This window comes from Streptomyces sp. NBC_00525 (genome assembly GCF_036346595.1).
Lineage (GTDB): Bacteria > Actinomycetota > Actinomycetes > Streptomycetales > Streptomycetaceae > Streptomyces.
This window is the reverse complement of record NZ_CP107834.1, coordinates 3921865-3947281: the sequence shown is the minus strand read 5'-3', so window position 1 is coordinate 3947281 and position 25417 is coordinate 3921865. Positions and strand designations below refer to the sequence as shown.

Genomic DNA, 25417 nt, shown 5'->3' with positions numbered 1-25417 from the left:
CCCCTTACAACTTCATCAGGCTGGCGTCGTCGACCGAGGCCGAGTGGCGGGAACGGAACAGCGACACGATGATCGCGAGCCCGACCACGACCTCCGCGGCGGCGACGACCATCGTGAAGAAGGCGATGATCTGGCCGTCGAGGTTGCCGTGCATACGGGAGAAGGTGACGAACGCGAGGTTGCAGGCGTTGAGCATCAGCTCCACGCACATGAACACCACGATCGCGTTCCGCCGGATCAGCACCCCCGCCGCGCCGATGGTGAACAGCAGGGCGGCGAGATAGAGGTAGTTGACCGGATTCACTTGGCGACCTCCTCTTCTTCGGTGTCCCGGCCCAGCCGCTCACCGGAGCGCTGCTCCAGTGCCTTGAGGCCGGCCAGTGATTCCTGGGACACGTCACGCATCTGGCCGCGCTTGCGCAGCGTTCCCATGACGGTCAGCTCGGACGGGGTGCCGTCGGGGAGCAGGCCCGCGATGTCCACGGCGTTGTGCCGGGCGTAGACACCGGGGGCGGGCAGCGGCGGGAGGTGGTTGCTCCGCACGCGCTCCTCGGACAGTTCCCGCTGGGTCTTGGCGCGTTCGGTGCGCTCGCGGTGCGTGAGCACCATCGCGCCGACCGTGGCGGTGATCAGCAGGGCGCCGGTGATCTCGAAGGCGAAGACGTACTTGGTGAAGATGAGGCTGGCGAGCCCCTCCACGTTTCCGCCGTGCGCGGTGTTGGCGGTGCCCAGGCCGCTGAACGTCGTCAGCGAGGCGTTGCCGATACCGGCGATCAGCAGGACGCCGAAGCCGAGGCCGCATCCGGCGGCCAGCCAGCGCTGGCCCTTGAGCGTCTCCTTGAGCGAGTCCGCCGCGGTGACACCGACGAGCATGACCACGAAGAGGAACAGCATCATGATCGCGCCGGTGTAGACGACGATCTGCACGATGCCGAGGAAGTAGGCGCCGTTGGCGAGGTAGAACACCGCCAGGATGATCATCGTCCCGGCGAGGCTCAGCGCGCTGTGCACCGCCCTCTTCAACAGCACCGTGGACAGGGCGCCGATCACGGCGATCGTGCCGAGCACCCAGAACTGGACGGCCTCGCCGGTCGAGGTCTGTGAGGCCGCTGCGGCCAGGCCGGTCATGCGTCCACCTCCTGCTCCTGCGCGGCGCCGCGGTCCCCGCCGGCCTCGTCGGTCGGCTTCTCGCCCTTGGACACGGCGACCTGACGCTCCGTACCGGGGGCGGCCTCGGTGACCAGGCCCCGGTAGTAGTCCTGCTCGTCCGTGCCGGGGAAGATCGCGTGCGGGCTGTCGACCATGCCTTCCTCCAGGCCCGCGAGCAGCTCGTCCTTGGTGTAGATGAGGCTCTCGCGGGTGGTGTTGGCGAGCTCGAACTGGTTGGTCATCGTGAGCGCGCGGGTCGGGCACGCCTCGATGCACAGTCCGCACAGGATGCAGCGCGCGTAATTGATCTGGTAGACGCGGCCGTAGCGCTCCCCCGGCGAGTAGCGCTCCTCGTCGGTGTTGTCCGCGCCCTCCACGTAGATCGCGTCGGCCGGACAGGCCCAGGCGCACAGCTCGCAGCCGACGCACTTCTCCAGCCCGTCCGGATGGCGGTTGAGCTGGTGGCGGCCGTGGAAGCGGGGCGCCGTCACCTTCGGCGTCTCCGGATACTGCTCCGTCAGCCGCTTCTTGAACATGGCCTTGAAGGTCACGCCGAAGCCGGCCACCGGATTCAGGAACTTGTCCTCCGAGGACTGGGAGGACTGCGAGGACGCCGACCCCGTAGGCCCGGTGGACTTCGCCGGCCTCTTGGACCCCGGCGAATCAGGCAGTTCAGACACCGTCGGCCTCCTTTCCGTCACTCGGATTTCCGTCACTCTGAGTATCCACGCCACCACTGACAACGAGCTCCCGCTCGCGGCGCGGCCTGCGCCTCGGCACCGGCGGCAGGGTCTGTCCGGGCAGCGGCGGCACCGGGAATCCGCCCGCCATCGGGTCGAACGCCGGCTCGGGCTCCGCCGCGGCCGCTGCGGCCTTCTCCTTCTTGTCGCGGAAGATGTCGGCGACGAAGGAGATCAGCAGGATCGCGATCACGGCACCGGCCACGTAGAGCAGGATCTTCGAGAAGTCGTAGCCCTCGTTGCGCAGCGCCCGCACCGTCGCGACCAGCATCAGCCAGAGGACGGAGACCGGGATCAGGACCTTCCAGCCGAGCTTCATCAGCTGGTCGTAGCGGACGCGGGGCAGGGTGCCGCGCAGCCAGATGAAGAAGAACAGCAGCAGCTGGACCTTGACGACGAACCAGAGCATCGGCCACCAGCCCTGGTTCGCGCCCTCCCAGAAGGTGCTGATCGGCCACGGGGCCCGCCAGCCGCCCAGGAACAGGGTGGTGGAGACGGCGGCGACGGTGACCATGTTGACGTACTCGGCGAGCATGAACATCGCGAACTTGATCGACGAGTACTCGGTGTTGAAGCCGCCGACGAGGTCGCCCTCGGACTCCGGCATGTCGAACGGGGCGCGGTTGGTCTCACCGACCATCGTGACGATGTAGATGATGAAGGAGACCGGCAGCAGGATGATGAACCAGCGGTCCTCCTGCGCCTCCACGATCTTCGACGTGGACATCGACCCGGAGTAGAGGAACACCGACGCGAACGCGGCGCCCATCGCGATCTCGTACGAGATCATCTGCGCGCAGGAGCGCAGCCCGCCGAGCAGCGGATAGGTCGAGCCGGACGACCAGCCGGCCAGCACGATGCCGTAGATGCCGACCGAGGCCACCGCGAGGATGTACAGCATCGCGATCGGCAGGTCGGTGAGCTGCATCGCCGTACGGTGGCCGAAGATCGAGACCTGGTTGTCGGCCGGGCCGAACGGGATGACCGCGATGGCCATGAACGCCGGGATGGCGGCGACGATCGGGGCGAGGACGTAGACGACCTTGTCCGCGCGCTTGACGATGACGTCTTCCTTGAGCATCAGCTTGATGCCGTCGGCCAGCGACTGGAGCATGCCCCAGGGGCCGTGCCGGTTGGGGCCGATGCGCAGCTGCATCCAGGCAACGACCTTGCGCTCCCACACGATGGAGAAGAGCACGGTCACCATCAGGAACGCGAAGCAGAACACGGCCTTGATGACGACGAGCCACCAGGGGTCGTTGCCGAACATCGACAGGTCCTCGGCGGCGAGCACCGAACCGTGCGGTGCCGCGGCCAGTTGAGCGAAGGCGGTCACGCCCGCACCTCCGGTGTGACGTCGGGGATACCGGCAGCGGCGGGGCCGATCCGGACCACGCCGCCGGGGCTCGCCCCGGTCGCGGCCGGCACACCCCGCCCGGTGGAGTTCAGCGGCACCCAGACCACCCGGTCCGGCATGTCGGTGATCCGGAGCGGCAGTTCGACGCTGCCGGCGGGGCCGGACACCGCGAGCGGGTCGCCCTCCTTCACGCCGGTCTCCGCGGCCGTGGCGGCGGAGAGCCGGGCCACCGCCTCGTGCCGGGTGCCGGCGAGCGCCGTGTCGCCCTCCTGGAGGCGGCCCAGGTCGAGCAGCATCCGGTGGCCGGCCAGGATCGCCTCGCCGTCGCCGGGCCGGGGCAGCGGCTGCGCCGAGGTCCGCGGCTCGTCCGCGTAACCGCCCTGCCAGCCGCCGAGCCGGTCCAGCTCGCGGCGGGCGGCCGCGAGGTCCGGGAGCGCGAAGCCCACGTCCATGGCGTCGGCCAGCATGTGCAGCACCCGCGCGTCGCCCGGCGCGAGGTTGCGGGTCATCTGGTCGGGCTTCAGCGCGGCCTCGAACATCCGCGCCCGCCCCTCCCAGTTGAGGAAGGTGCCCGACTTCTCGACCACCGCGGCGACCGGGAGCACCACGTCGGCGCGGTCGGTGACCTCGCTCGGGCGCAGCTCCAGCGAGACCAGGAAGCCGACCCGGTCCAGCGCCTCCAGGGCCCGCGCCGGGTCCGGCAGGTCCTCGGTGGAGACACCGGCGACGAGCAGCGCGCCCAGTTCGCCGGTGGCCGCGGCCTCGACGATCTGGCCGGTGTCGCGGCCGAAGCGGGACGGCAGCTGGGCGACGCCCCAGACGGCGGCGACCTCGTCGCGGGCGCGCGGGTCGGTGGCCGGGCGGCCGCCGGGCAGCAGCGACGGGATCGCGCCCGCCTCCACCGCGCCGCGTTCGCCCGCCCGGCGCGAAATCCACACCAGCCGGGCCCCGGTCGCGGTCGCGGCCCGGACCGCGGCGGTCAGCCCGCCGGGCACCCCGGCCAGCCGCTCGCCGACCACGATCAGCGCGTTCTCACCGCGCAGCGCCTCGGCCGCCGCGGCGCCCTCGCCGTCCAGGCCGACACCGCCCGCGATGGCGTCCAGCCACTCGGTTTCGGTGCCGGGCGCGGCGGGAAGCAGGACGCCGCCCGCCTTCGCCAGACCGCGGGTGGCGTGCGAGGCGATGGAGTAGGTGCGCTGCCCGTGCTTGCGATGGGCCTTGCGCAGCCGCAGGAAGACGCCGGGCGCCTCCTCCTCCGACTCGAACCCGACCAGGAGCACGGCGGGCGCCTGCTCCAGCGAGGTGTAGGTGACACCGCTGCCGTCCAGGTCCCGGCCGCGCCCGGCGACGCGCGAGGCCAGGAAGTCGGCCTCCTCGCCGCTGTGCACGCGGGCCCGGAAGTCGATGTCGTTGGTGTCCAGGGCGACCCGCGCGAACTTGCTGTACGCGTAGGCGTCCTCGACGGTGAGCCGGCCGCCGGTGAGGACGCCGGTCCGGCCGCGTGCGGCGGAGAGTCCGGCGGCGGCCGCGGCCAGCGCCTCGGGCCAGCTCGCCGGTTCCAGTTCGCCGGATTCGCGGCGCACCAGCGGGGTGGTGAGCCGGTCGCGCTGCTGGGCGTAGCGGAAGCCGAAGCGGCCCTTGTCGCAGAGCCACTCCTCGTTGACCTCGGGGTCGTTGGCCGCGAGGCGGCGCATGACCTTGCCGCGCCGGTGGTCGGTGCGGGTGGCGCAGCCGCCGGAGCAATGCTCGCACACGGAGGGTGTGGAGACCAGGTCGAAGGGGCGGGAGCGGAACCGGTACGCGGCCGAGGTCAGGGCCCCGACCGGGCAGATCTGGATGGTGTTGCCGGAGAAGTACGACTCGAACGGGTCGCCCTCGCCGATGCCGACCTGCTGGAGCGCGCCGCGCTCGATCAGCTCGATCATCGGGTCGCCGGCCACCTGGTTGGAGAACCGGGTGCAGCGTGCGCACAGGACGCAGCGCTCGCGGTCCAGCAGCACCTGGGTGGAGATCGGCACGGGCTTCTCGTACGTCCGCTTCTTCCCGTCGAAGCGGGAGGTCGCGTCGCCGTGCGACATGGCCTGGTTCTGCAGGGGGCACTCGCCGCCCTTGTCGCAGACCGGGCAGTCCAGCGGGTGGTTGATGAGCAGCAGCTCCATCACGCCGCGCTGCGCCTTCTCGGCGACCGGCGAGGTGATCTGCGACTTGACGACCATGCCGTCGGTGCAGGTGATGGTGCAGGACGCCATCGGCTTGCGCTGGCCCTCGACCTCGACGATGCACTGCCGGCAGGCGCCGGCCGGGTCGAGGAGGGGGTGGTCGCAGAAGCGCGGGATCTCGATGCCGAGGAGTTCGGCGGCGCGGATGACCAGGGTGCCCTTGGGCACGCTGATCTGGATGCCGTCGATGGTCAGCGTGACGAGGTCCTCGGGCGGGATGGCCGCTTCGCCGCCCCCGGAGGGCGCACTCGTGGTGACTGTCATGCGTTCACCCCCTGGTGAGCGTTCTTGTCGTCGGCCCAGAGGGTCGACTTGGCGGGATCGAAGGGGCAGCCCTTGCCGGTGATGTGCTGCTCGTACTCGTCGCGGAAGTACTTGAGCGAGGAGAAGATCGGCGAGGCGGCGCCGTCGCCGAGGGCGCAGAACGACTTGCCGTTGATGTTGTCGGCGATGTCGTTGAGCTTGTCGAGGTCGGACAGCTGTCCCTTGCCGGCCTCGATGTCGCGGAGGAGCTGGACGAGCCAGTAGGTGCCCTCGCGGCAGGGGGTGCACTTGCCGCAGGACTCGTGGGCGTAGAACTCGGTCCAGCGGGTGACGGCCCGCACCACGCAGGTCGTCTCGTCGAAGCACTGGAGCGCCTTGGTGCCGAGCATGGACCCGGCGGCGCCGACGCCCTCGTAGTCGAGGGGGACGTCGAGGTGTTCCTCGGTGAACATCGGGGTGGAGGAGCCGCCGGGCGTCCAGAACTTGAGGCGGTGGCCGGGGCGCATGCCGCCGCTCATGTCGAGGAGCTGGCGCAGCGTGATGCCGAGCGGGGCCTCGTACTGTCCGGGTCCGGCGACGTGGCCGCTGAGCGAGTACAGCGTGAAGCCGGGGGACTTCTCGCTGCCCATCGACTTGAACCAGTCCTTGCCCTTGTTCAGGATCGCGGGAACCGAGGCGATGGACTCGACGTTGTTCACCACGGTGGGGCAGGCGTACAGACCGGCGACCGCGGGGAAGGGGGGGCGCAGCCGGGGCTGGCCGCGCCGTCCTTCGAGGGAGTCGAGCAGCGCGGTCTCCTCACCGCAGATGTACGCGCCGGCGCCGGCGTGGACGGTGAGTTCGAGGTCGAGTCCGGAGCCGAGGATGTCCTTGCCGAGGTAGCCCGCCTCGTACGCCTCGCGCACGGCCTCGTGCAGCCTGCGTAGGACGGGGACGACCTCGCCGCGCAGGTAGATGAAGGCGTGCGAGGAGCGGATCGCGTAGCAGGCGATCACGATGCCCTCGATGAGGCTGTGCGGGTTGGCGAAGAGGAGCGGGATGTCCTTGCAGGTGCCCGGCTCCGACTCGTCGGCGTTGACGACGAGGTAGTGCGGCTTGCCGTCGCCCTGCGGGATGAACTGCCACTTCATCCCGGTGGGGAAGCCGGCGCCGCCGCGGCCGCGCAGACCGGATTCCTTGACGTACGCGATGAGGTCGTCCGGGGACATGGCGAGGGCCTTGCGCAGTCCCTCGTACCCCTCGTGGCGGCGGTAGGTGTCCAGGGTCCAGGAGTTCGGCTGGTCCCAGAAGGCGGACAGGACGGGTGCGAGCAGCTTCTCGGGGCTGGTCCCGTTCTGGTTGAGTTCGGTGGCCACCGTCATCACTCCCCCTCCTCGGCGGCGGGCCCGGCCGGGAAGTCCGGGTCGGATGCCGAGGTCTGCTGCGGTGCGTCGTGGGAGCTGAGGTGCTCGGCGCCCTTCTGCGGCTGGTCGCCGGGTGCCTCACCGCGCGGGCCCACGACGCGGGCCTTCGGTGCGGCCTCGCCCTTGGCGAGCTTGAGGCCCATGAGCGAGGCGTGCCCCGCGCCGCCGGACGCCTCGACGGCGCCGGGGCGCTCGTCGGGGAAGCCGGCCAGGATGCGGGCGGTCTCCTTGTAGGTGCACAGGGGTGCGCCGCGGGTGGGCTCGACGGTGCGGCCGGCGATCAGGTCGTCGACGAGTTGCGTCGCGCTCTCGGGGGTCTGGTTGTCGAAGAACTCCCAGTTGACCATCACGACGGGCGCGAAGTCGCAGGCGGCGTTGCACTCGATGTGTTCGAGCGTCACCTTGCCGTCGTCGGTCGTCTCGTCGTTGCCGACGCCGAGGTGTTCCTTGAGCCGGTCGAAGATGGCGTCGCCGCCCATGACGGCGCAGAGCGTGTTGGTGCAGACGCCGACCTGGTAGTCGCCGCTGGGCTTGCGGCGGTACATCGTGTAGAAGGTGGCGACCGCGGTGACCTCGGCGGTGGTGAGGTCGAGCATCTCGGCGCAGAACGCCATGCCCGTACGGGAGACGTAGCCCTCCTCGGACTGCACGAGGTGCAGCAGCGGCAGCAGCGCGGAGCGGCTGCCGGGGTAGCGGGCGATCACCTCCTTCGCATCCGCTTCGAGCCTGGCGCGCACCTCGGCCGGGTAGGCGGGGGCGGGGAGCTGCGGCATCCCCAGACTGACTTCCTGACGTGCTTCGGTCACCGGTCGACGCCTCCCATCACGGGGTCGATGGATGCGACGGCGACGATGACGTCGGCGACCTGGCCGCCCTCGCACATCGCCGCCATGGCCTGGAGGTTGGTGAAGGACGGGTCGCGGAAGTGGACCCGGTAGGGGCGGGTGCCGCCGTCCGAGACGACGTGTACGCCGAGTTCGCCCTTGGGGGACTCGACGGCGGTGTACGCCTGTCCGGCGGGGACCCGGAAGCCCTCGGTCACCAGCTTGAAGTGGTGGATCAGGGCCTCCATGGAGGTGCCCATGATCTTCTTGATGTGGTCGAGCGAGTTGCCGATGCCGTCGGGGCCGAGCGCGAGCTGCGCGGGCCAGGCGATCTTCTTGTCGGCGACCATGACCGGTCCGGGTTCGAGCCGGTCGATGCACTGCTCGATGATGCGCAGCGACTGGCGCATCTCCTCCAGGCGGATGAGGAAGCGTCCGTAGGAGTCGCAGGTGTCCGCGGTGGGCACGTCGAACTCGTAGTTCTCGTAGCCGCAGTACGGGTCGGTCTTGCGCAGGTCGTGCGGGAGGCCGGCGGAGCGCAGGATGGGTCCGGTGGCGCCGAGGGCCATGCAGCCGGTGAGGTCGAGGTAGCCGACGTCCTGGAGGCGGGCCTTGAAGATGGGGTTGCCGGTGGCGAGCGCGTCGTACTCCGGCAGGTTCTTCTTCATGGTCTTCACGAACTCGCGGATCTGGTCCACCGCGCCGGGCGGCAGGTCCTGGGCGAGTCCGCCGGGGCGGACGAACGCGTGGTTCATGCGGAGCCCGGTGATCAGCTCGAAGAGGTCGAGCACCAGCTCCCGGTCGCGGAAGCCGTAGATCATGATCGTGGTGGCGCCCAGCTCCATGCCGCCGGTGGCGATGCACACCAGGTGCGAGGAGATCCGGTTGAGCTCCATCAGGAGCACGCGCAGGACGCTGGCCCGGTCGGGGATCTGGTCCTCGATACCGAGGAGCTTCTCGACGCCCAGGCAGTAGGCCGTCTCGTTGAAGAACGGCGTCAGGTAGTCCATGCGCGTGACGAAGGTGGTGCCCTGCGTCCAGCTGCGGTATTCGAGGTTCTTCTCGATGCCGGTGTGGAGGTAGCCGATGCCGCAGCGGGCCTCGGTGACGGTCTCGCCGTCGATCTCCAGGATGAGCCGGAGCACACCGTGCGTGGACGGGTGCTGCGGGCCCATGTTGACGATGATGCGCTCGTCGTCGGACTTGGCCGCGGTCTCGACGACCTCGTCCCAGTCGCCTCCGGTGACCGTATATACGGTGCCCTCGGTGGTGGCGCGGGGTGTCGCGTGGGGAGTGGTCATCAGGAGTACGACCTCCGCTGGTCCGGAGCCGGGATCTGGGCGCCCTTGTACTCGACGGGGATGCCGCCGAGCGGGTAGTCCTTGCGCTGCGGGAAGCCCTGCCAGTCGTCCGGCATCATGATCCGGGTCAGGGCCGGGTGCCCGTCGAAGACGAGTCCGAAGAAGTCGTACGCCTCGCGCTCGTGCCAGTCGTTGGTCGGGTAGACCGGGACGAGGGACGGCAGGTGGCGGTCGTCGTCCGGCGTGGAGACCTCCAGCCGGATGAGCCGGCCGTGGGTGATCGAGCGCAGGTGGTAGACGGCGTGCAGCTCGCGGCCCTTGTCGCCGGGGAAGTGCACGCCGCTGACGCCGGTGCACAGTTCGAAGCGGAGGGCCGGGTCGTCGCGCAGGGTCTTCGCGACGGTGACCAGGTGCTCGCGGGCGATGTGGAAGGTCAGCTCGCCCCGGTCGACCACGGTCTTCTCGATCGCGTTCTCCGGAAGGAGGTCCTGCTCCTCCAGGGCGCCCTCCAGCTCGTCGGCCACCTCGTCGAACCAGCCGCCGTAGGGGCGGGAGGAGGCGCCGGGCAGGGCGACGGTGCGGACGAGGCCGCCGTAGCCGGAGGTGTCGCCGCCGTTGTTGGCGCCGAACATGCCCTTGCGTACGCCGATGACCTCGCCGTGCACGTCGCGCGGGGCGGGGACGGCGGAGCCGTTGTGCTCGTCGCTCATCGCAGCAGCCCCTTCATCTCGATGAGGGGCAGGGCCTTGAGCGCCGCTTCCTCCGCCTCGCGGGCGGCTTCCTCGGCGTTGACCCCGAGCTTGGAGCCCTGGATCTTCTGGTGCAGCTTGAGGATCGCGTCCATCAGCATCTCGGGCCGCGGTGGGCAGCCCGGCAAATAGATATCAACCGGGACGATGTGATCAACGCCCTGAACAATCGCGTAATTGTTGAACATTCCGCCCGATGACGCGCAGACGCCCATGGAGATGACCCACTTGGGGTTCGGCATCTGGTCGTAGACCTGCCGCAGGACGGGCGCCATCTTCTGGCTCACCCGCCCGGCCACGATCATCAGGTCCGCCTGCCGCGGCGAGCCGCGGAAGACCTCCATGCCGAAGCGGGCCAGGTCGTAGCGGCCCGCCCCGGTGGTCATCATCTCGATGGCGCAACAGGCGAGGCCGAATGTCGCCGGGAAGACGGAGGACTTCCGCACCCAGCCGGCCGCCTGCTCGACGGTGGTCAGAACGAAGCCGCTCGGCAGCTTCTCTTCGAGTCCCATGGTGTGCCCCTCAGCCCCTCAGTCCCATTCCAGGCCGCCGCGCCGCCACACATACGCGTAGGCGACGAAGACGGTGAGCACGAAGAGCAGCATCTCCACGAGCCCGAAGATCCCCAGGGCGTCGAAGCTGACCGCCCAGGGATAGAGGAAGACGATCTCGATGTCGAAGACGATGAAGAGCATCGCCGTCAGGTAGTACTTGATGGGAAAGCGGCCGCCTCCGGCCGGCGTCGGTGTGGGTTCGATACCGCACTCGTACGCTTCGAGCTTTGCCCGGTTGTACCGCTTGGGGCCGATAAGCGTGGCCATGACCACGGAGAAGATCGCAAACCCTGCCCCGAGGGCGCCGAGCACGAGGATGGGCGCGTAGGCATTCACGCTCCTCGCTCCTTCCAGTCGTCCTTGACCGTTGGACCGCATCGGGCGAACAGGGTCCCCGCCTCACCAAGATCGTGCATATGTGAGGCAGTTCACAAGCCCGACTGCCCCGCATCCTATGCCCGCCGTCCTGTGATCTGCGACACGGGGTACGACAACGTCTTTGTGATCTCCACCACCTGACGAACGATCATGAAGTCGGATGAGCGGTGATCTTCGTACACGAAGCGGCCGAGTGATCACGAGAGGTGACATCTCCTGCTGTCGTCGCTGGTCACAGGGGTGTCGCACTATCAAGCCGGGGCGTCACGCGCAAAATTGGCGATGGACGCGACCGGGTGATAAAGGGTCCGGCCGCTCCTCCGGAGCGGGGCCGGGCGGACCGGGGGTCACCCGCGCGGGGGTTCTGGGGGAACGAAGTGGACGCGTACCGACATAAGCCCTTTATCGGGGCGAACCGACCGGCGGTGTCCGCGAGTTCGGCGACCGGCCGCGCCGCGCGCCCGTGTGCCCGACTTGGCGAGATCACTCTGTGACCTGCGTCACTCCTCACGGACCGTTATAGAAGCGGGCTTGGCCAACTGTGTGAACGAGTGGTAAGCACAGGGCAATTCGGGCGTATTACAGAAAACCCGTGATCACAGGCGTGATCACCACTGCCCGATTTGCCCGTTACGGCGTCAATAAAGGCCGCCAGAAAGCGGATTCACAGATTCCGGACGTAACTGTGTCGCAACACACGTTTCTTGAAGGGACCCCGCACGCCCTGATAGCGCTAGTACCCATGTCCCACACCGCTCTCATACCCAGCCACCGGAAGCCCCGCCGGAACGCCTCGACGACGGCGCTGCGTGCCGGAGTTGCCGGTGGCGTCCTCAGCACCATCGCGGTCGCGGGTGCCGCCGGTCCGGCCCAGGCCGAACCGGTGACCCAGACGATCGAGATGCCCACCATCACGGCGGGACTCTCCACCACGGCCGCCGCCTCCGCCGCGGCGACGCAGCAGGTGGCCCTGGACCTGGCGACGCAGGCCCAGGAGGACGCCGCGGCCACCAGTGCCGCCAAGGACGCCAAGAAGGCCAAGGCGGAGGCCGTCCGCAAGGCCGAGGCCAAGAAGAAGGCCGAGGCGGCCGCCAAGGCCAAGGCGGAGGCCGCCGAGCGCGCCTCCCGCGCCGCGGCCCGCACCACCCTCCAGCCGGCCGGCGGCTCGTCGTCCTCCGGCTCCACCGCCGCCACGACGACCTCGACCTCGACCACGTCGACGTCCTCCCGCGCCACCGGCTCCGCGGCCTCCGTCGTGGCGTTCGCGCAGGCGCAGGTCGGCGACGCGTACGTGTCCGGCGGCACCGGCCCCAATTCCTGGGACTGCTCCGGCCTGGTCCAGGCCGCGTTCCGCACGGTGGGCGTGGACCTGCCGCGCATCTCGCAGTCCCAGTCGACCTTCGGCACCCAGGTCGGCCTCGGCAACCTCCAGCCCGGCGACATCCTGTACTGGGGCAGCGCCGGCAGCGCGTACCACGTCGGGATCTACGTGGGCGGCGGCCAGTTCGTCGGCGCGCAGAACTCCTCCACCGGTGTGGTGCAGCGCCCGCTGTCGTACGACCCGCCGACCGGCGCGGTCCGCGTCCTGTAGGACCCGGCCCCGACCCGTACGCGGCACCCCCGCGTTCACGGATTCACAAGCGTGCTCCGCACGTCAGGCGCACGAAGGAGCCGTCACTCCCCCGCTCGGGAGTGACGGCTCCTCTCGTTTGTGAACGCCGTCCGCTTGTGAACGGGCGTTACGAGCGCGGCGAGACCTTCGCTATGCCGCGTTTGCGGGCATAGCGAGGTTGGCAAGGAGGTTTTTCGGGTGACGGTAAGGAAAACCGCAGATCAAGCAGGGCGGCACAGAACGCTCGTTGGTCAGCGCGGCGGACATCAAGCGCGTACCGAGGGAAGGTCGCGCACAAGGGCCGTTCGGTCCGTGAGCAGCTCGACGCCGGCCACGCGGACGCTGACCGCGACAGTGTCCGGATCATCGAGAAGTTCATCGACGACGACCGATGTGCCTAGACGTACCGCCACAGAGCGAGGAGATTTCGAGCGCATGATCGGAGTGAATCGAGGCGGCAGGCTCGACATCGTGTACGCGTGGGCATCCACGCCGCAACGAGACATCGCCGCATACGCCCAGCTGCGTGCTGTTGCGCCGCGAACGGCGTGCTCTGCGCCGGTCGGTCGCTGGCCTCGCCCTCGCTGCGCTCGCCCAAATCAGGCAGAGGCCGCCCCGCCACGGCTTGCCGCCGTGGCGGGGCGGCGTTGCTGGTTCGACGACGCTACTCGTCGAAGCCGCCGTCTGCCTCGTCGGCGTCGTCTTCCGCGTCGTTCCTGCCGGGCGTCCGACTCTTCGGAATCTGATCAGTTACACCCTCAAGCCGGTAGTACCGTCGGGCACTGGGGTACGTCGAGGGGCTGTCGTCGTACATGATCACCCAGCCGAGCAGAGCACAGATCTGCCACTTTCCCGTCAGGTGCTGCGCGACGAAGCGAAGCGCTTCGTCCACAGTCAGCTCACCTCCGGGAACTGTGACCATCTGCTGCTTGAAGAAGGCCGAGTGCTTGAAGCGGAAGAGGAACGGTATGCCACGCTTGATCTGCCACAGCACGTCGTGGAGGGAATGAACCCCGGGCGCGAGTCCCTTCACCGTACGGGAAAGATCAACGGGAAACTCAAGATCGAAATGAGTTCTCTTGATCACGGTCCGGTCGCGATTGCGCCCAGGGTCGTTGTTACCGAATCCACGATTGTTCCAGACGATCTTTCCGGTCTTGAGGTGCTCCTTGATGAGCATCTTTTCCGGAGAGACCGAGGAAAGGTCCTCTTCCACGAAGAGGCACTTGAACGACATCTCATCAATGGAAATACCTTCTCGCCCGGACAGCTTATAGAGGTGATTCCCGAGACGCTCGGAAAGCGGCTCGTCGGCCTTTCCGACGTAAGTAAGCTGACGCTCCTTGCCGGGCTCCTGGCGGAAGAGCTGGTACACGCCAGACATGCTTGGCAAGCCCAGCTTCTCAGCCTGGGGAGCGAGGGCGGCGAGGTTCTCCAGCGTGAGGGGCGCGGGCTCCAGGCGAGACAGAGCGGCATACAGTTGCGTGCTCAACGCCTCGGTAATGCTGAGCCGGAACTGATCGCTGTACCCATCGACCATGCGAGCACCCCATCCCCTACGAAACTCCTGATCACGGCCACCTTATCCGGTGAAACTGGGCGACTCGCGAGGCAAGCTACCGAACGCGTCACCATGATCATCAACTCCGCGGTACGCTTTGCTCATGTCTGAGCTGGGGAAACCGCACGACAAGGTCAGGACGTCCGTGGAGCTGTTCGCGGGCGGTGGGGGGCTCGCGATGGCCGTGCATCGCGCCGGCTTCCGTCCCCTGCTCGTGAACGAGTACGCCAAGCGGGCCTGCGAGACACTTCGCGACAACGGCGCGGCGGTCCGAGACATGCACGATACGACCATCCCCAAGCCGGGCACATCGCGCCCCGGACGGCGGGCCGACGGCTGGCCCCTCGTCGAGGGGGACGTGCGCGACATCAAGTCGTTCGAGTTCCTCAGGGACGCGGAGGTCGACGTCCTCGCCGGTGGTCCTCCCTGCCAGCCGTTCAGCCTAGGCGGTGCGCATAAGGGCACAGAAGACGAGCGGAACATGTTCCCGGAGATGTTTCGAGCGATCCAAGAAATGCGCCCCAAGGCGGTCATCTGCGAGAACGTGCGCGGATTGCTACGCCCGTCATTCAAACCATACTTTGACTACATCCTGCGCGAAATGCAATTGCCGTTCGTTCGACGCAAGGGGGCAACATGGGAAGAGCACGACGAGAAGCTACAGAAGACACTGGCCGACGACAGGACCGACCCCACTGAGCGCTACATCGTCACCACGATGCCTGTCAATGCGGCTGACTACGGGGTTCCCCAGATTCGACAGCGCGTGATCATCGTAGCGTTTCGAGCCGACCTGAATGTCGACTGGGAAAGGCACATGCCCAAACCGACGCACTCAGAGGCCGCTCTGATTCAGTCGATGCACGATGGGTCGTACTGGAAGCGACATAATGTGGCTCCCGAGATCCGAGATCGCTTCATGGCCCACCTGCCGCAGCAGCCGTTGCCCGTGGATGACGGCTTGAACCTGCGGCCGTGGCACACACTCCGCGACGCCATCGCCGGCATCCACGAAAACAAGGACAAGCCACTTCCTCCTGTTCTCCTGGACCACGTCATCAACAAGGAAGAGGTCGGCGGGGTCGCCGATCACGTTGGTTGGCCCGGCGCTCGGACCTATCCGGGCCACACCCCGAACTTGTTGGATCGCCCGGCCAAGACCGTCAAGGCCGGTGTGCACGGTGTCCCTGGCGGCGAGTCCGTCATGCAACTGGACGACGTCACGTTCGACGGCAGTGGGTACCGGTACATGACCGTGCGAGAAACCGCCCGTGTGATGACGTTCCCCGACGACTGGGCCCTCGCCGGTCCGCGCGGCGAGAAGATGCGGCAGCTGGGCAACGCCGTGCCCGTCAAGTTGGGCGAAGTCTTCGCCAAAGCTGTGGCCTCCGCCCTCGACGACGCCGAGGGGCGCAGGTGACCGACTCTACGAACGGTCAGAAGGGTTGGAGCGATCGGCTCCCCCCTGATCGGGCCTGGAGACCGAGAGCGGACATGACCAAGGCGGCGCGCTCGGCCGAGCAGGATCGCGCGGCTGGTGGACTTCATCGACGCGCGGTCGAGCTCGGCCAGGGCCGATACGCGCGCGCGTCCATCGCGCTCCGCCTCTACCGCAGCACCCGTCGAATCCGCGCCTACCTCCGATGGTCCGACCAGGGGGACACCCACGAGCGGTACGTCGGCGAAGTGGACGCCACGACGCGAGCGGCGAACCTTGAGCAAGCCTGGAACTCGGCCCGCGAGCAGGGGTTCGTCACCGACGAACAGGTGCCAGCCGGATCATGGGCATCGTCGCCCGCCTCGCGAGCGGTCATGTCCGCCAACAAGGGGCGGGACACCAAACCCGAGAAGCTGCTGCGGTCCGCCCTCCACCGGCACGGCCTGCGGTACCGCGTGGGGGCGAGGCCCGTACCCGACCTGCGCCGAACCGCTGACGTGGTCTTCACCAAAGCCCGCGTCGCCGTCTTCGTCGATGGTTGTTACTGGCATGGCTGCCCCGAACACCACCGCCCCGCGAAGAAGGGTGCTGAGTTCTGGCAAAACAAGATCGCCGGAAACCGGGCCCGCGACGCCGAAACCAACGTGGCGCTGAGCAGCGCGGGGTGGCTCGTGATCCGCGTTTGGGAACACGAAGATCCAGAGCAAGCAGCGACAGAAGTGGCCAAGGCGGTGAGGTCGAGGCAGGCCACGGGCCCCGTAGACCAGAGTTCCCTCTGACCGCCGTCCCGCCCCGCTCCCCGGCCTCATGCCAGGCAGCGGGGCGCCCTTGTCATTACGCTGCGGCGACGAGTTCGCGAGCGCGCTCGTTGAAGTCCGCGACGCGTCGATGCGTGCCGTACGGCTGCATCCGCCGCTGCAAGTCCTGCACCGGCTCGACGCAGCGCGAGCTCTTCACCTGACGGGACAGGGATAACATCCGCAGGCCGTCGGAGTGCGCGACCTCCAAGTCCCGGCGCTGCAAGTGGGAGACCGCGCGCGGCCTGCGACATCGCCCCCCCCGCCGCGCGCCGCTGCCTGCGCGCATGGTGGATGGTCTGGCGCGTGTTCCGCGACGTTCGCCGGACCGTCGATGTCCCGGAATGTATTCGCTCGTTCGCCGTGCAGGTACGCCGGGTCGATGAACGTCGCCCACTCCGGTTCCTTCTCCAGGCGTACTCAACTGAGCGCCGTCTCGGATTGGGTCACGGCATGAGCTGCTGCGGTCTTGTCGCCGAGATTGGTGAGTGCCCGCGCTTCCAGTGCCCACAAGCTGGCCAGGCAATCCGGAGAGTCCCGTTTCCGAGACCGGCGCGACCAGCCTGCGTGAGTCGGCACCCTTCCGCCGGGGTGGCGAGCAACGTCGCCTGATCCGCACAGTGCCCGCCGCACTTCCTCGGTGTGAGTGTGGCGCAGCAGCGGATAGACATGCTGGTTCATGTACTCGGCGAGGATGACCCCTGCGATAGCAGACCGCGAAACGCTGGATCCACCCGCCGGGGCCTGAGCCCCCGGCGGGTGGATCCATGTCTACGGTGAGAAGGGGTTAAGCCCGAGGGCCACACCCGCACAACCTGGCGCGGACGATGCCGGTTGAATCGTTACGAGCGCGGCGAGACCTTCGCCAGGCCGTTGATGATGCGGTCCATCGCGTCGCCGCCGGCCGGGTCGGTCAGGTTGGCGAGCATCTTGAGCGTGAACTTCATCAGCAGCGGGTGCGTCAGCCCGCGCTGGGTCGCGACCTTCATGACCTTCGGGTTGCCGATCAGCTTCACGAAGGCGCGGCCCATCGTGTAGTAGCCGCCGTAGGTCTCCTTGAGCACCCTCGGGTAGTTGTTCAGCGCGAGTTCCCGCTGGGCGGGGGTCGCCCGCGCGTGCGCCTGCACGATGACGTCGGCCGCGATCTGGCCCGACTCCATGGCGTACGCGATGCCCTCGCCGTTGAAGGGGTTGACCATGCCGCCCGCGTCACCGACCAGCAGCAGGCCCTTGGTGTAGTGCGGCTGGCGGTTGAAGGCCATCGGCAGGGCGGCGCCGCGGATCGGCATCGTCATGTTCTCCGGGGTGTAGCCCCAGTCCTCCGGCATCGAGGCGCACCACGCCTTGAGGACCTCGCGCCAGTCCAGCTCCTTGAACGCCGAGGAGGAGTTCAGGATGCCGAGGCCGACGTTGGAGGTGCCGTCGCCCATGCCGAAGATCCAGCCGTAGCCGGGCAGCAGCTTCTCCTGCGGCCCGCGCCGGTCCCACAGCTCCAGCCAGGACTCCAGGTAGTCGTCGTCGTGCCGGGGCGAGGTGAAGTACGTCCGCACGGCCACGCCCATCGGGCGGTCCTCGCGGCGGTGCAGGCCCATCGCGAGGGAGAGCCGGGTGGAGTTGCCGTCGGCGGCGACGACGAGCGGGGCGTGGAAGGTGACCGGGGTCTTCTCCTCACCGAGCTTCGCGTGCACCCCGGTGATCCGGCCGGTGCGCTCGTCGGTGATCGGGGCGCCGACGTTGCACCGCTCGTACAGCCGGGCGCCCGCCTTCTGGGCCTGCCGGGCCAGCTGCTCGTCGAAGTCGTCGCGCTTGCGGACGAGGCCGTAGTCCGGGTAGGAGGCGAGATCCGGCCAGTCCAGCTGGAGCCGGACGCCGCCGCCGATGATGCGCAGGCCCTTGTTGCGCAGCCAGCCCGCCTCCTCGGAGATGTCGATGCCCATGGCCACGAGCTGCTTGGTGGCGCGCGGCGTGAGGCCGTCGCCGCAGACCTTCTCGCGCGGGAACGCCGTCTTCTCCAGGAGCAGGACGTCGAGACCGGCCTTGGCCAGGTAGTAGGCGGTCGTGGAGCCGGCGGGGCCCGCCCCGACGACGATGACGTCCGCGCTGTGTTCGGACAGGGGTTCGGTCACGGTCGGTTCTCCCGAAGACTCGAATTCGCGTGCCGCGCGGCACAGGTCCAAGGCAGTCTATGGGGGCCTGCTGATCAACCCTCCGAAGGGCTGCCTCATGTCAATCGCGCCTGCCGCACCCCCCGTCGTACAGCTGCGTGTCCCGACCGACGAGGACGCGGTGGCCTGGCACCGCGTGTTCGACGACCCGGAGGTCATGCGGTTCTTCGGCGGCCGGTCGGACGAACTGTCGATGTACGAGGAGTGGACCGCCCGTCAGCGCAGACATGACGCCGAACTCGGCTACTGCCTGTGGACCGTGCTCGACGGGGACGGCACGGTCATCGGCTTCACCGGGGCGCAGCCGTGGGGTCCGACCGGCTACGGCCCGGTGGGCGAGACCGAGATCGGCTGGCGGCTGGCCCGGTCGGCCTGGGGCCGGGGTTACGCGACCGCCGCCGCGCTCCTGACCCTGGAGCGGCTGCGCGCGGCCGGGGTGGAGCGGGTGGTGGCGGCGGTGGACGTGCTCAACGACCGGTCGGCCGCGGTGTGCCGCCGGCTGGGCATGGAACCGGCCGAGACGTTCACGACGCCCCAGCCGGGCCAGGAGGTGCGGTGCTTCCGGCTGGAGCTGTGAGGCTCGGACCGACCGGTCTCAGTCGACGTCGTTGAGCAGCCACGTGGACAGGGCGGTGTCGAAGATCTCGCGGGCACCGGCCCAGTCCATGTCCCGCTGGGTGACGTGGACGGCGTACTCGGTGCCGTTCGCGGCGATGTAGCTCTGGTCGACGGCCCGGATCGTGACACCGTCCTTGCTCTCGTAGGTGTACTCCCACCGGGCGCCCGGCCGGCCCCGGAAGGTGTTGGCCGCCAGCTCGATCCGCCGGTAGTTCCGCCGGCCGGCGTCGACGTCCCTCTCCAGCGCCTTGAAGTTCTCGTACGAGGTGTAGGGGGCGTCCGCGACGACCCGCACCTTCAGCAGGAGTCCGTTGCCGGCCTCGTTGGCGTAGGTGACCTGGTGGTCCTCCTCGCCCAGCCGCTCCCAGTTCTCGGGCACGGCGAGGGCGAAGCCGGCGGTGTCCGAGACGAGCCGGTAGCCGTCGGGGACCACGGGCGCGGAGGGGGTGGCGCCGGTGCCGGTGTCGGTCTCCATGGCGGCCGGGGCGGCGTCCTGCCGGTCGGTCAGCGCGACGGCGCCTGCGGCGGCCCCGCCGGCGAGGACCAGGGCGGCGACCAGCGTGAGCGCCCGGACGTGGGCGGGCCGCCGGCGCCGGGGGCCCCGCGCCGTGTCCGGCCCGCTCACTGCTGCCCCGGCGCCGGGTTGTACGGCGCGGGCGGGGTGTACGGGCTCGGCGGCGTGTACGGGCCGGGGTTCGGGCCGTACGGGTTCGGGCCGCCCGGCTGGTACGGGCCCTGGGGGCCGTACGGGCTCGGCGGCGCCGGGTAGGCGGGGGCGCCGCCGCCGGGGCCGCCGCCCATCCGGGCCAGGTACGGGGCGACGAGGACCGCGCCGCCCACCCACAGCAGCCCGAACAGCAGCGCGTCGGCGACGCTGGGCGCGATCTCCGCGATGCCCCGGCCGTTGAGGTCGGACACGCTGCCGGTGTACTCCACGGACAGGCCGGTGATGCCGGTCAGCGCCAGGTACCCGAGGAGGAAGAGGCCGCCCGCGGTGACCTGTTCGCGCCGGTCGGCGGAGCGGCGTCCGGCGAGGAAGCCCACGATGAGGGCGCTGACGACGCCGGCGGCGAGCGCGCCGACCACGGCCCAGTCGTTGTACGCGTCGCCCAGTTCGCCGAGGCCGAACGAGCCGTGCTCCGAACCGCCGCCGATGAAGTTGGTCTGCCCGCGCAGGTCGTACTCCACGGAGCCGCCCCAGCAGACGGACAGGACGGTCAGCGCGATGTTGGGCAGCACCGCCAGGGCGACCAGCATGGCGGTGCCGTTGACGTCGTCCTGGACGCAGTAGGTGATATAGCCGATGAGGCCGCACAGGAGCAGGACGAATCCGAGCGCGCGCACGGCCGTTCCGGCGGCCCGGACCAGGGCGAGCGTGCCCGGCCGCTGGGCGAGCCAGGCCGCGGCGGCGTCGCGTTGCAGGACGGCGCAGGTGGTGACGAGCGCGATGGCGAGGGCGCCGAGGGCCGCGAGGACCGGCGAGGAGTGCACCGAGACGTCCTCGATCTCGGGCTGCGCGTAGAGCCCGAGGACCAGGACGGCCGCGGCGGACAGGACGCCGACGCGGACACCCGCGTCGAGCCCGGCGCCCTGCCGGCGCAGGCCACGGGCGCCGAGGATCATCGCGCCGATCCACAGCACGGTGACGGTGAGCGGGACGAGCGAAAGCGTCATCTGGCCCTGCCCGCCCGGATCGAAGTCCCCGTAACCGTTCTCGTAGGGCGAGCCGCCGCGGTAGCCGCCGTCGTTCATGCCGCCGGGCGAGGCGGCGCGTATGTCGAAGCCGCCGCCGAACGCCTGGAGCAGCATCGCCAGCGCGACCCGGAGCCGGTCGCTCCACCCGACGACGACCTCGTCGTCCTGCCCGTAGTCGGGGATGGCGAGGGCCACGGCGAGCGCCACGACCAGTCCGGTGGGCCAGGCGGCCGCCTTGAGCGAACCCGCCCAGTCGCCGCGCATGACCCGCCCGAAGAACACCGCGGCCGGCGAGGGCCCGGCCGGCACCGGCGCGTAACCGGGCGGTGGCGGCGAGGAGGGCCGCGTCATGTACGCCGGCATGGCCGGTGGCTGCGGGGGCTCGGCGGAGGGCGCCCCGGCGGGTGGCGGCGGCCCGGCCGGTTGCGGAGGAGCGGTGGGTGCGGGGGGCCGCTCCCGCCCGCACTTCATACAGAAGCGCGCCTCGTCCGGCGCCTGGGTTCCACAGAAGGGGCAGTACGACGACATGAGGGCTCCGCAGCGGTACGGGGACGAGCGGGGACGCTGACACGGCGAAACGGGGATGACGCGCGCGGTATCAACGACACATCTTCCCCGCCCACCGGTTCCCGTCAACTCGGAATCCGAGCAACCGCTTTCACCCGGCGTACGAGGCTCAGACGCGCACGCCCCGGTGCAGGGCCACCACACCGCCCGTGAGGTTGCGCCAGGCGACCTCGGACCAGCCCGCCCGCTGGAGCTTCTTCGCCAGGCCGGGCTGGTCGGGCCAGGCGCGGATGGACTCGGCGAGGTAGACGTAGGCGTCGGGGTTGGAGGAGACCGCGCGGGCCACCGGGGGGAGCGCGCGCATCAGGTACTCGATGTACACCGTGCGGAACGGGGTCCAGACGGGCTGGGAGAACTCGCAGATGACGACCCGGCCGCCCGGCTTGGTGACCCGGTGCAGTTCGCGCAGGGCCGCGTCCGTGTCCTGGACGTTGCGCAGGCCGAAGGAGATGGTCACCGCGTCGAAGACCTCGTCGCGGAAGGGAAGTTTCGTGGCGTCGCCGCCGGTGAAGGGCAGCCAGGCGTGGCGCTTCTTGCCCTCGCGGAGCATGCCGATGGAGAAGTCGCACGGCACGACGTACGCGCCGGTCGCGGCGAACGGCAGCGAGGATGTCGCCGTACCGGCCGCCAGGTCGAGGATCTTCTCGGCGGGCCGGGCGTTCACCGCCCTGGCGACCTCCTTGCGCCACAGCCGGTCCTGGCCGAGCGAGAGCACGTCGTTGGTGAGGTCGTAGTTCGCCGCCACGTCGTCGAACATCGAGGCGACTTCGTGCGGCTGCTTGTCCAGGGATGCTCGGGTCACGCCCCCATTCAAGCAGCACCCTCCCCGGCGCCCGGCGGCGGACGCCCCGTGAAACCCGGCCTCAACCTTTCCGGTCCGAAGCCCCTCAGTACTCAGTGAGAGATCACCGGCGAGAACCGGAACGCAAAGGAAAGGGGGCAGATGTTCACGCGAGCCAGCCGGAACACCGACGGCTTCGAGGAATTCGCCCGCGCCGGTCAGCGCCGGCTCTACCGCACCGCGTACCTGCTCTGCGGGGACGCCGAGGCGGCCCGCGATCTGACCCAGACGACGCTGGCGAAGCTGTTCCAGCACTGGCACCGGGTGCGTGCCGCCGACCATCCGGACGCCTACGCCCGGACCGTGCTCACCCGCACCTACATCGCCGAACGCCGCAGACGGCTGCGCGACCTCCTCGCCCACACGCCGATCGCCGCGCCCGCCCCGGCGGTCGGCCCGGAGCTGACGGTCACGCTGCTGACGGCCCTCGCCGAACTGCCGCCCCGCGCACGGGCGATGGTCGTCCTGCGGTACTGGGAGGACCTGAGCGTGGCGACGGTCGCCGAACTGCTGCGGTGCAGCCCGTCCACCGTCAAGAGCCAGTGCTCGCGCGCCATGGTCACCCTGCGCGCCCGCCTGGGCGACGCGCACCTCTACACCACCCGAGGCTGAGGAGTTACGTCATGCACGTGTTCATGGACACCGCGCCGGGCGGCGAGCCCGGCCGGGAGGACGGGGAGCTGCTCGTCCGGGCCGCCATGGAGCGGGTGACCGAGGGCGCCCCGCCGCTGCCCGACCTGGTCCCGGTCGCCGTCGTCCAGGGCCGGCGGCGCCGGTCCAGGGCGCGGGCGGCGGTCGGCGCGGGGGCGGTCGCCGTGGTGGCCCTGGGGACGCTCGGGGCCGCGCTGCCGATGTGGGGCGGGGGCGGGGAGCCGGTCCGCGAGGGGTCGGTCGCCTCGTCGACCGTCTCCCGCGCCCCGTCGCCCCTCCGCACCCCGGTGCACATCGAGCCGAGCCCCGGCGAGCTGTCCATGGCGGACCTCCCGGCGGCCGAACGTGCCCGGCAGGAGCAGTTCCAGCAGCAGGCGGCCGCGCTCCTCGACGAACTGCTGCCCCAGGCATTCGGGCCGGTCCGGCCGGTCGACCTCGCCGTCGACCGGTACCAGGGCGGGAAGGACGGCCCGGTCTTCCCGCTCACCTTCTCGGTCCGGCCGAAGGCCGCGCCCGGAGAGGCCCACGATCCTCCTTGCAGGTCGGTCCCGGAGAAGCATCTGCGCTGCAAGGAGGTGACGACACCGGACGGCATCACGGTCCGGTCCGTCTCCGTGTCGGAGAACGGGCGGAAGGAGGCGAGGACCGTCACCGACACGGTCCTCACCTTCGAGCGGGGCCGCAGCCGCGTCACGCTGTCGGTCGAGGGCGACGACGAGGCCATGGTGTCGGCGCCGGTCACGTCGGAGCGGTTGCTGGCCGTCGTACAAGACAAGCGGTTCCTGGAACTCGTCGCATACGCGGACGCCAAGCCGATGGAGCCGAAGGAGCACGTGGTCCGTGGTGGCTGAGAGCAGGCGGGCGAAGCACGGCCGGGGCGGGCGGCGGCGCGCGCGGCGGACCCGGCGGCGCGGGGGGCCGCGGCTGTTCGCCGCCGTCGCCGTGCCGGCGGTCCTCGTCGGGGCGGGCGTCTTCCTCGCGCCCCACTGGGCCGGCGGGGACGGCGCCCCCGCCTCCGCAGCCGACCGGCCGGCCCCGTCCGCGCGTACCCCGTCGAAGGCCGCCGCGAAGCCGTCGCCCGATCCGAAGCCGTCGCGGAGCCCCCGGCCCTCGCGGAGCCCGAAGCCGTCCCCGTCGCCGGCCCGCGTCCACGTGCCCGCCTCCGGGCCCGGCACCTTCACGGTCGCGCGGGCCGGGGCGCCGGGCGGGAAGTACGCCTACCGGGTCGAGGTGGAGGACGGGTCGGGGGTCGAGCCGGACGAGGCGGCCGCGCGGATCGCCGCCGTCCTCGCCGCCCCGCGCGGCTGGGCGCACGGCGGGGAGCGCTCGTTCCGCCGGGTGTCCTCGGGGCCGGCCGGGCTCGTCGTGCGCATCGCGACCCCGGCCACCACGGACCGGATCTGCGGGGAGGGCGGGATGAACACGCGCGGCGAGGTCAACTGCCGGATCAACGAGAAGGTGATGGTCAACCTCAAGCGCTGGCAGACGGGTTCGCCGGAGTTCGACGGGCCGCTGGACGAGTACCGGGCGCTGATCATCAACCACGAGGTCGGCCACTGGCTCGGCCGCGGCCACGAGACCTGCCCCGGCAAGGGGCGCCCGGCGCCCGCGATGATGCAGCAGATCTACGGGCTCAAGGGCTGCGTGGCCAACGCCTGGCCGTATGCCGAGAACGGTACATATCTGGGCGGACCAGCGGTGCCGTAACGATTCTTCAGTGGTCGGCGAACCCACTCATATGGATGTGGACTGAACCAATCGCTCCGCTCACCGGTCCTACAGCGGGGGACGGAACCGCCGATCACTGGGGAGGGGCACCGATGCCCGATTGGACACGGCGCCGGGGCGAGCGGGGGGTCGGCGGCCGGAGCCGGCTGCTGGCACTGACGGTCGTCCCGGTCGTCCTGGTGGCCGCCGTCGTCGCCGGTCTCCGCTGGAACAGCACGCACGGGCCCGGCTCCACGCCCACCTTCACCATGGCGCGGGCCGCCGCCACCGGGGGCGGCCGGGGCCATGCCTACCGGGTGGAGGTGGAGGACGGTTCCGGGGTCGACGCGGACAAGGCGGCCTCCGTCGTCGCGCGCATCCTGGCCGCGCCGAGGGGCTGGGCGCATCGCGGCGAGCAGACCTTCCGGCAGGTCGCGGACGGCCCGGCCGGGCTGGTCATACGGATCGCCACCCCGGAGACCACGGACCGGATCTGCGGCAAGAGCGGGCTCGACACGCACGGCGAGGTCAACTGCCGGGTCGGAACCGATGTGATGGTCAACCTCAAGCGCTGGCAGACGGGTTCGCCGGAGTTCGACGGGCCGCTCGGCGAGTACCGGGCGCTGATCATCAACCACGAGGTCGGCCACTGGCTCGGCCGCGGCCACGAGACCTGCCCCGGCAAGGGGCGCCCGGCGCCCGCGATGATGCAGCAGATCGACGGCCTCAAGGGCTGCGTCGCCAACGCCTGGCCGTACGACGCGCAGGGCCGTTACCTCGGCGGGCCGCCGGTGCCGTAGGAGCCCCGCCCGGCCGTACCGGAAGGC

23 protein-coding genes and 2 pseudogenes are annotated in these 25417 nt (G+C 69.9%); 8 read left to right on the top strand and 17 right to left on the bottom strand.

Features of this window, described 5'->3' with window-relative positions; genetic code table 11:
* Window positions 1–4 precede the first annotated feature (4 nt).
* Genes nuoK through OG710_RS17580 form a run of 11 tightly spaced genes read right to left on the bottom strand, consistent with a single transcriptional unit; the run spans window position 5 to window position 10896 of the window.
* The gene (gene nuoK / locus OG710_RS17630) at window positions 5–304 is read right to left on the bottom strand and encodes an NADH-quinone oxidoreductase subunit NuoK (protein WP_018101339.1); all 300 of its coding nucleotides are present in this window, start codon (window positions 302–304) and stop codon (window positions 5–7) included.
* Complete coding sequence (locus tag OG710_RS17625) at window positions 301–1128, bottom strand: NADH-quinone oxidoreductase subunit J (protein WP_111337201.1); 828 nt, start codon at window positions 1126–1128, stop codon at window positions 301–303. The genes nuoK and OG710_RS17625 overlap by 4 nt, the downstream gene beginning before the upstream one ends.
* A complete protein-coding gene (nuoI, locus tag OG710_RS17620; protein WP_330240195.1) occupies window positions 1125–1829 on the bottom strand; it encodes an NADH-quinone oxidoreductase subunit NuoI in 705 nt (234 codons plus the stop codon). Before nuoI ends, OG710_RS17625 begins: the two co-directional genes overlap by 4 nt.
* A complete protein-coding gene (nuoH, locus tag OG710_RS17615; protein ID WP_330240194.1) occupies window positions 1822–3225 on the bottom strand; it encodes an NADH-quinone oxidoreductase subunit NuoH in 1404 nt (467 codons plus the stop codon). The genes nuoI and nuoH overlap by 8 nt, the downstream gene beginning before the upstream one ends.
* Window positions 3222–5729: an NADH-quinone oxidoreductase subunit G gene (locus OG710_RS17610; RefSeq protein ID WP_330240193.1), complete on the bottom strand. Its 2508-nt coding sequence runs from the start codon at window positions 5727–5729 to the stop codon at window positions 3222–3224. Before OG710_RS17610 ends, nuoH begins: the two co-directional genes overlap by 4 nt.
* A complete protein-coding gene (gene nuoF, locus OG710_RS17605) occupies window positions 5726–7090 on the bottom strand; it encodes an NADH-quinone oxidoreductase subunit NuoF (protein WP_330240192.1) in 1365 nt (454 codons plus the stop codon). The genes OG710_RS17610 and nuoF overlap by 4 nt, the downstream gene beginning before the upstream one ends.
* On the bottom strand, window positions 7090–7905 hold the full coding sequence (gene nuoE / locus OG710_RS17600) for an NADH-quinone oxidoreductase subunit NuoE (protein WP_330242278.1): 816 nt from the start codon (window positions 7903–7905) through the stop codon (window positions 7090–7092). Before nuoE ends, nuoF begins: the two co-directional genes overlap by 1 nt.
* A gap of 29 nt (window positions 7906–7934) precedes the next feature.
* Window positions 7935–9257, bottom strand: a complete 1323-nt coding sequence (locus OG710_RS17595; protein ID WP_330240191.1) for an NADH-quinone oxidoreductase subunit D — start codon at window positions 9255–9257, stop codon at window positions 7935–7937.
* Entirely contained in the window at window positions 9257–9967 is a 711-nt protein-coding gene (locus OG710_RS17590; RefSeq protein WP_111337187.1) for an NADH-quinone oxidoreductase subunit C, read from the bottom strand. The genes OG710_RS17595 and OG710_RS17590 overlap by 1 nt, the downstream gene beginning before the upstream one ends.
* Complete coding sequence (locus OG710_RS17585; RefSeq protein WP_111337185.1) at window positions 9964–10518, bottom strand: NuoB/complex I 20 kDa subunit family protein; 555 nt, start codon at window positions 10516–10518, stop codon at window positions 9964–9966. Before OG710_RS17585 ends, OG710_RS17590 begins: the two co-directional genes overlap by 4 nt.
* Before the next feature lie 18 nt (window positions 10519–10536).
* On the bottom strand, window positions 10537–10896 hold the full coding sequence (locus OG710_RS17580; protein WP_003967084.1) for an NADH-quinone oxidoreductase subunit A: 360 nt from the start codon (window positions 10894–10896) through the stop codon (window positions 10537–10539).
* Window positions 10897–11680: 784 nt separating this feature from the next.
* On the opposite strand from OG710_RS17580, the gene OG710_RS17575 reads away from it, so the two are divergent.
* Window positions 11681–12529: a C40 family peptidase gene (locus OG710_RS17575; RefSeq protein ID WP_330240190.1), complete on the top strand. Its 849-nt coding sequence runs from the start codon at window positions 11681–11683 to the stop codon at window positions 12527–12529.
* A 685-nt stretch (window positions 12530–13214) separates the two neighbouring features.
* Here OG710_RS17575 and OG710_RS17570 read toward each other — a convergent pair.
* A complete protein-coding gene (locus tag OG710_RS17570; protein ID WP_330240189.1) occupies window positions 13215–14090 on the bottom strand; it encodes a GIY-YIG nuclease family protein in 876 nt (291 codons plus the stop codon).
* 124 nt (window positions 14091–14214) lie between these two features.
* On the opposite strand from OG710_RS17570, the gene OG710_RS17565 reads away from it, so the two are divergent.
* Together OG710_RS17565 and OG710_RS17560 are read left to right on the top strand one after the other, a co-directional pair.
* On the top strand, window positions 14215–15531 hold the full coding sequence (locus tag OG710_RS17565) for a DNA cytosine methyltransferase (protein ID WP_330240188.1): 1317 nt from the start codon (window positions 14215–14217) through the stop codon (window positions 15529–15531).
* Window positions 15532–15605: 74 nt separating this feature from the next.
* Window positions 15606–16328, top strand: coding sequence for a very short patch repair endonuclease (locus OG710_RS17560; RefSeq protein ID WP_330240187.1), 723 nt, complete (start codon window positions 15606–15608; stop codon window positions 16326–16328).
* Window positions 16329–17188: 860 nt separating this feature from the next.
* On the opposite strand, the gene OG710_RS17550 is transcribed toward OG710_RS17560, so the two are convergent.
* Entirely contained in the window at window positions 17189–18472 is a 1284-nt protein-coding gene (locus OG710_RS17550; RefSeq protein WP_111337181.1) for a geranylgeranyl reductase family protein, read from the bottom strand.
* A 97-nt stretch (window positions 18473–18569) separates the two neighbouring features.
* Here OG710_RS17550 and OG710_RS17545 point away from each other — a divergent pair, with 97 nt between their 5' ends.
* Window positions 18570–19088, top strand: coding sequence for a GNAT family N-acetyltransferase (locus tag OG710_RS17545; protein ID WP_330240186.1), 519 nt, complete (start codon window positions 18570–18572; stop codon window positions 19086–19088).
* A gap of 18 nt (window positions 19089–19106) precedes the next feature.
* Here the strand turns inward: OG710_RS17545 and OG710_RS17540 are convergent, their stop codons facing one another.
* The 4 genes and pseudogenes from OG710_RS17540 to OG710_RS17530 form a co-directional block, all read right to left on the bottom strand.
* Window positions 19107–19754 carry a hypothetical protein gene (locus OG710_RS17540; protein ID WP_330240185.1) on the bottom strand — a complete coding sequence of 216 codons (648 nt, stop codon included), beginning with the start codon at window positions 19752–19754 and terminating at the stop codon, window positions 19107–19109.
* Complete coding sequence (locus OG710_RS17535) at window positions 19751–21175, bottom strand: hypothetical protein (protein ID WP_330240184.1); 1425 nt, start codon at window positions 21173–21175, stop codon at window positions 19751–19753. Before OG710_RS17535 ends, OG710_RS17540 begins: the two co-directional genes overlap by 4 nt.
* 108 nt (window positions 21176–21283) lie before the next feature.
* Window positions 21284–21352: pseudogene (locus OG710_RS31330) on the bottom strand (zinc-ribbon domain-containing protein); the annotation flags it as partial.
* A gap of 148 nt (window positions 21353–21500) precedes the next feature.
* Entirely contained in the window at window positions 21501–22193 is a 693-nt protein-coding gene (locus OG710_RS17530) for a demethylmenaquinone methyltransferase (protein ID WP_330240183.1), read from the bottom strand.
* Window positions 22194–22334: 141 nt separating this feature from the next.
* On the opposite strand from OG710_RS17530, the gene OG710_RS17525 reads away from it, so the two are divergent.
* From OG710_RS17525 to OG710_RS31325, 4 genes and pseudogenes are all read left to right on the top strand, one after another.
* Entirely contained in the window at window positions 22335–22844 is a 510-nt protein-coding gene (locus OG710_RS17525; RefSeq protein WP_330240182.1) for a SigE family RNA polymerase sigma factor, read from the top strand.
* Between the two features lie 11 nt (window positions 22845–22855).
* Window positions 22856–23734, top strand: coding sequence for a hypothetical protein (locus OG710_RS17520; RefSeq protein ID WP_330240181.1), 879 nt, complete (start codon window positions 22856–22858; stop codon window positions 23732–23734).
* A gap of 73 nt (window positions 23735–23807) precedes the next feature.
* Complete coding sequence (locus OG710_RS17515) at window positions 23808–24590, top strand: DUF3152 domain-containing protein (RefSeq protein ID WP_330242277.1); 783 nt, start codon at window positions 23808–23810, stop codon at window positions 24588–24590.
* Window positions 24591–24832: 242 nt separating this feature from the next.
* A pseudogene (locus OG710_RS31325) lies at window positions 24833–25390 on the top strand (DUF3152 domain-containing protein); the annotation flags it as partial.
* Window positions 25391–25417: the final 27 nt, after the last annotated feature.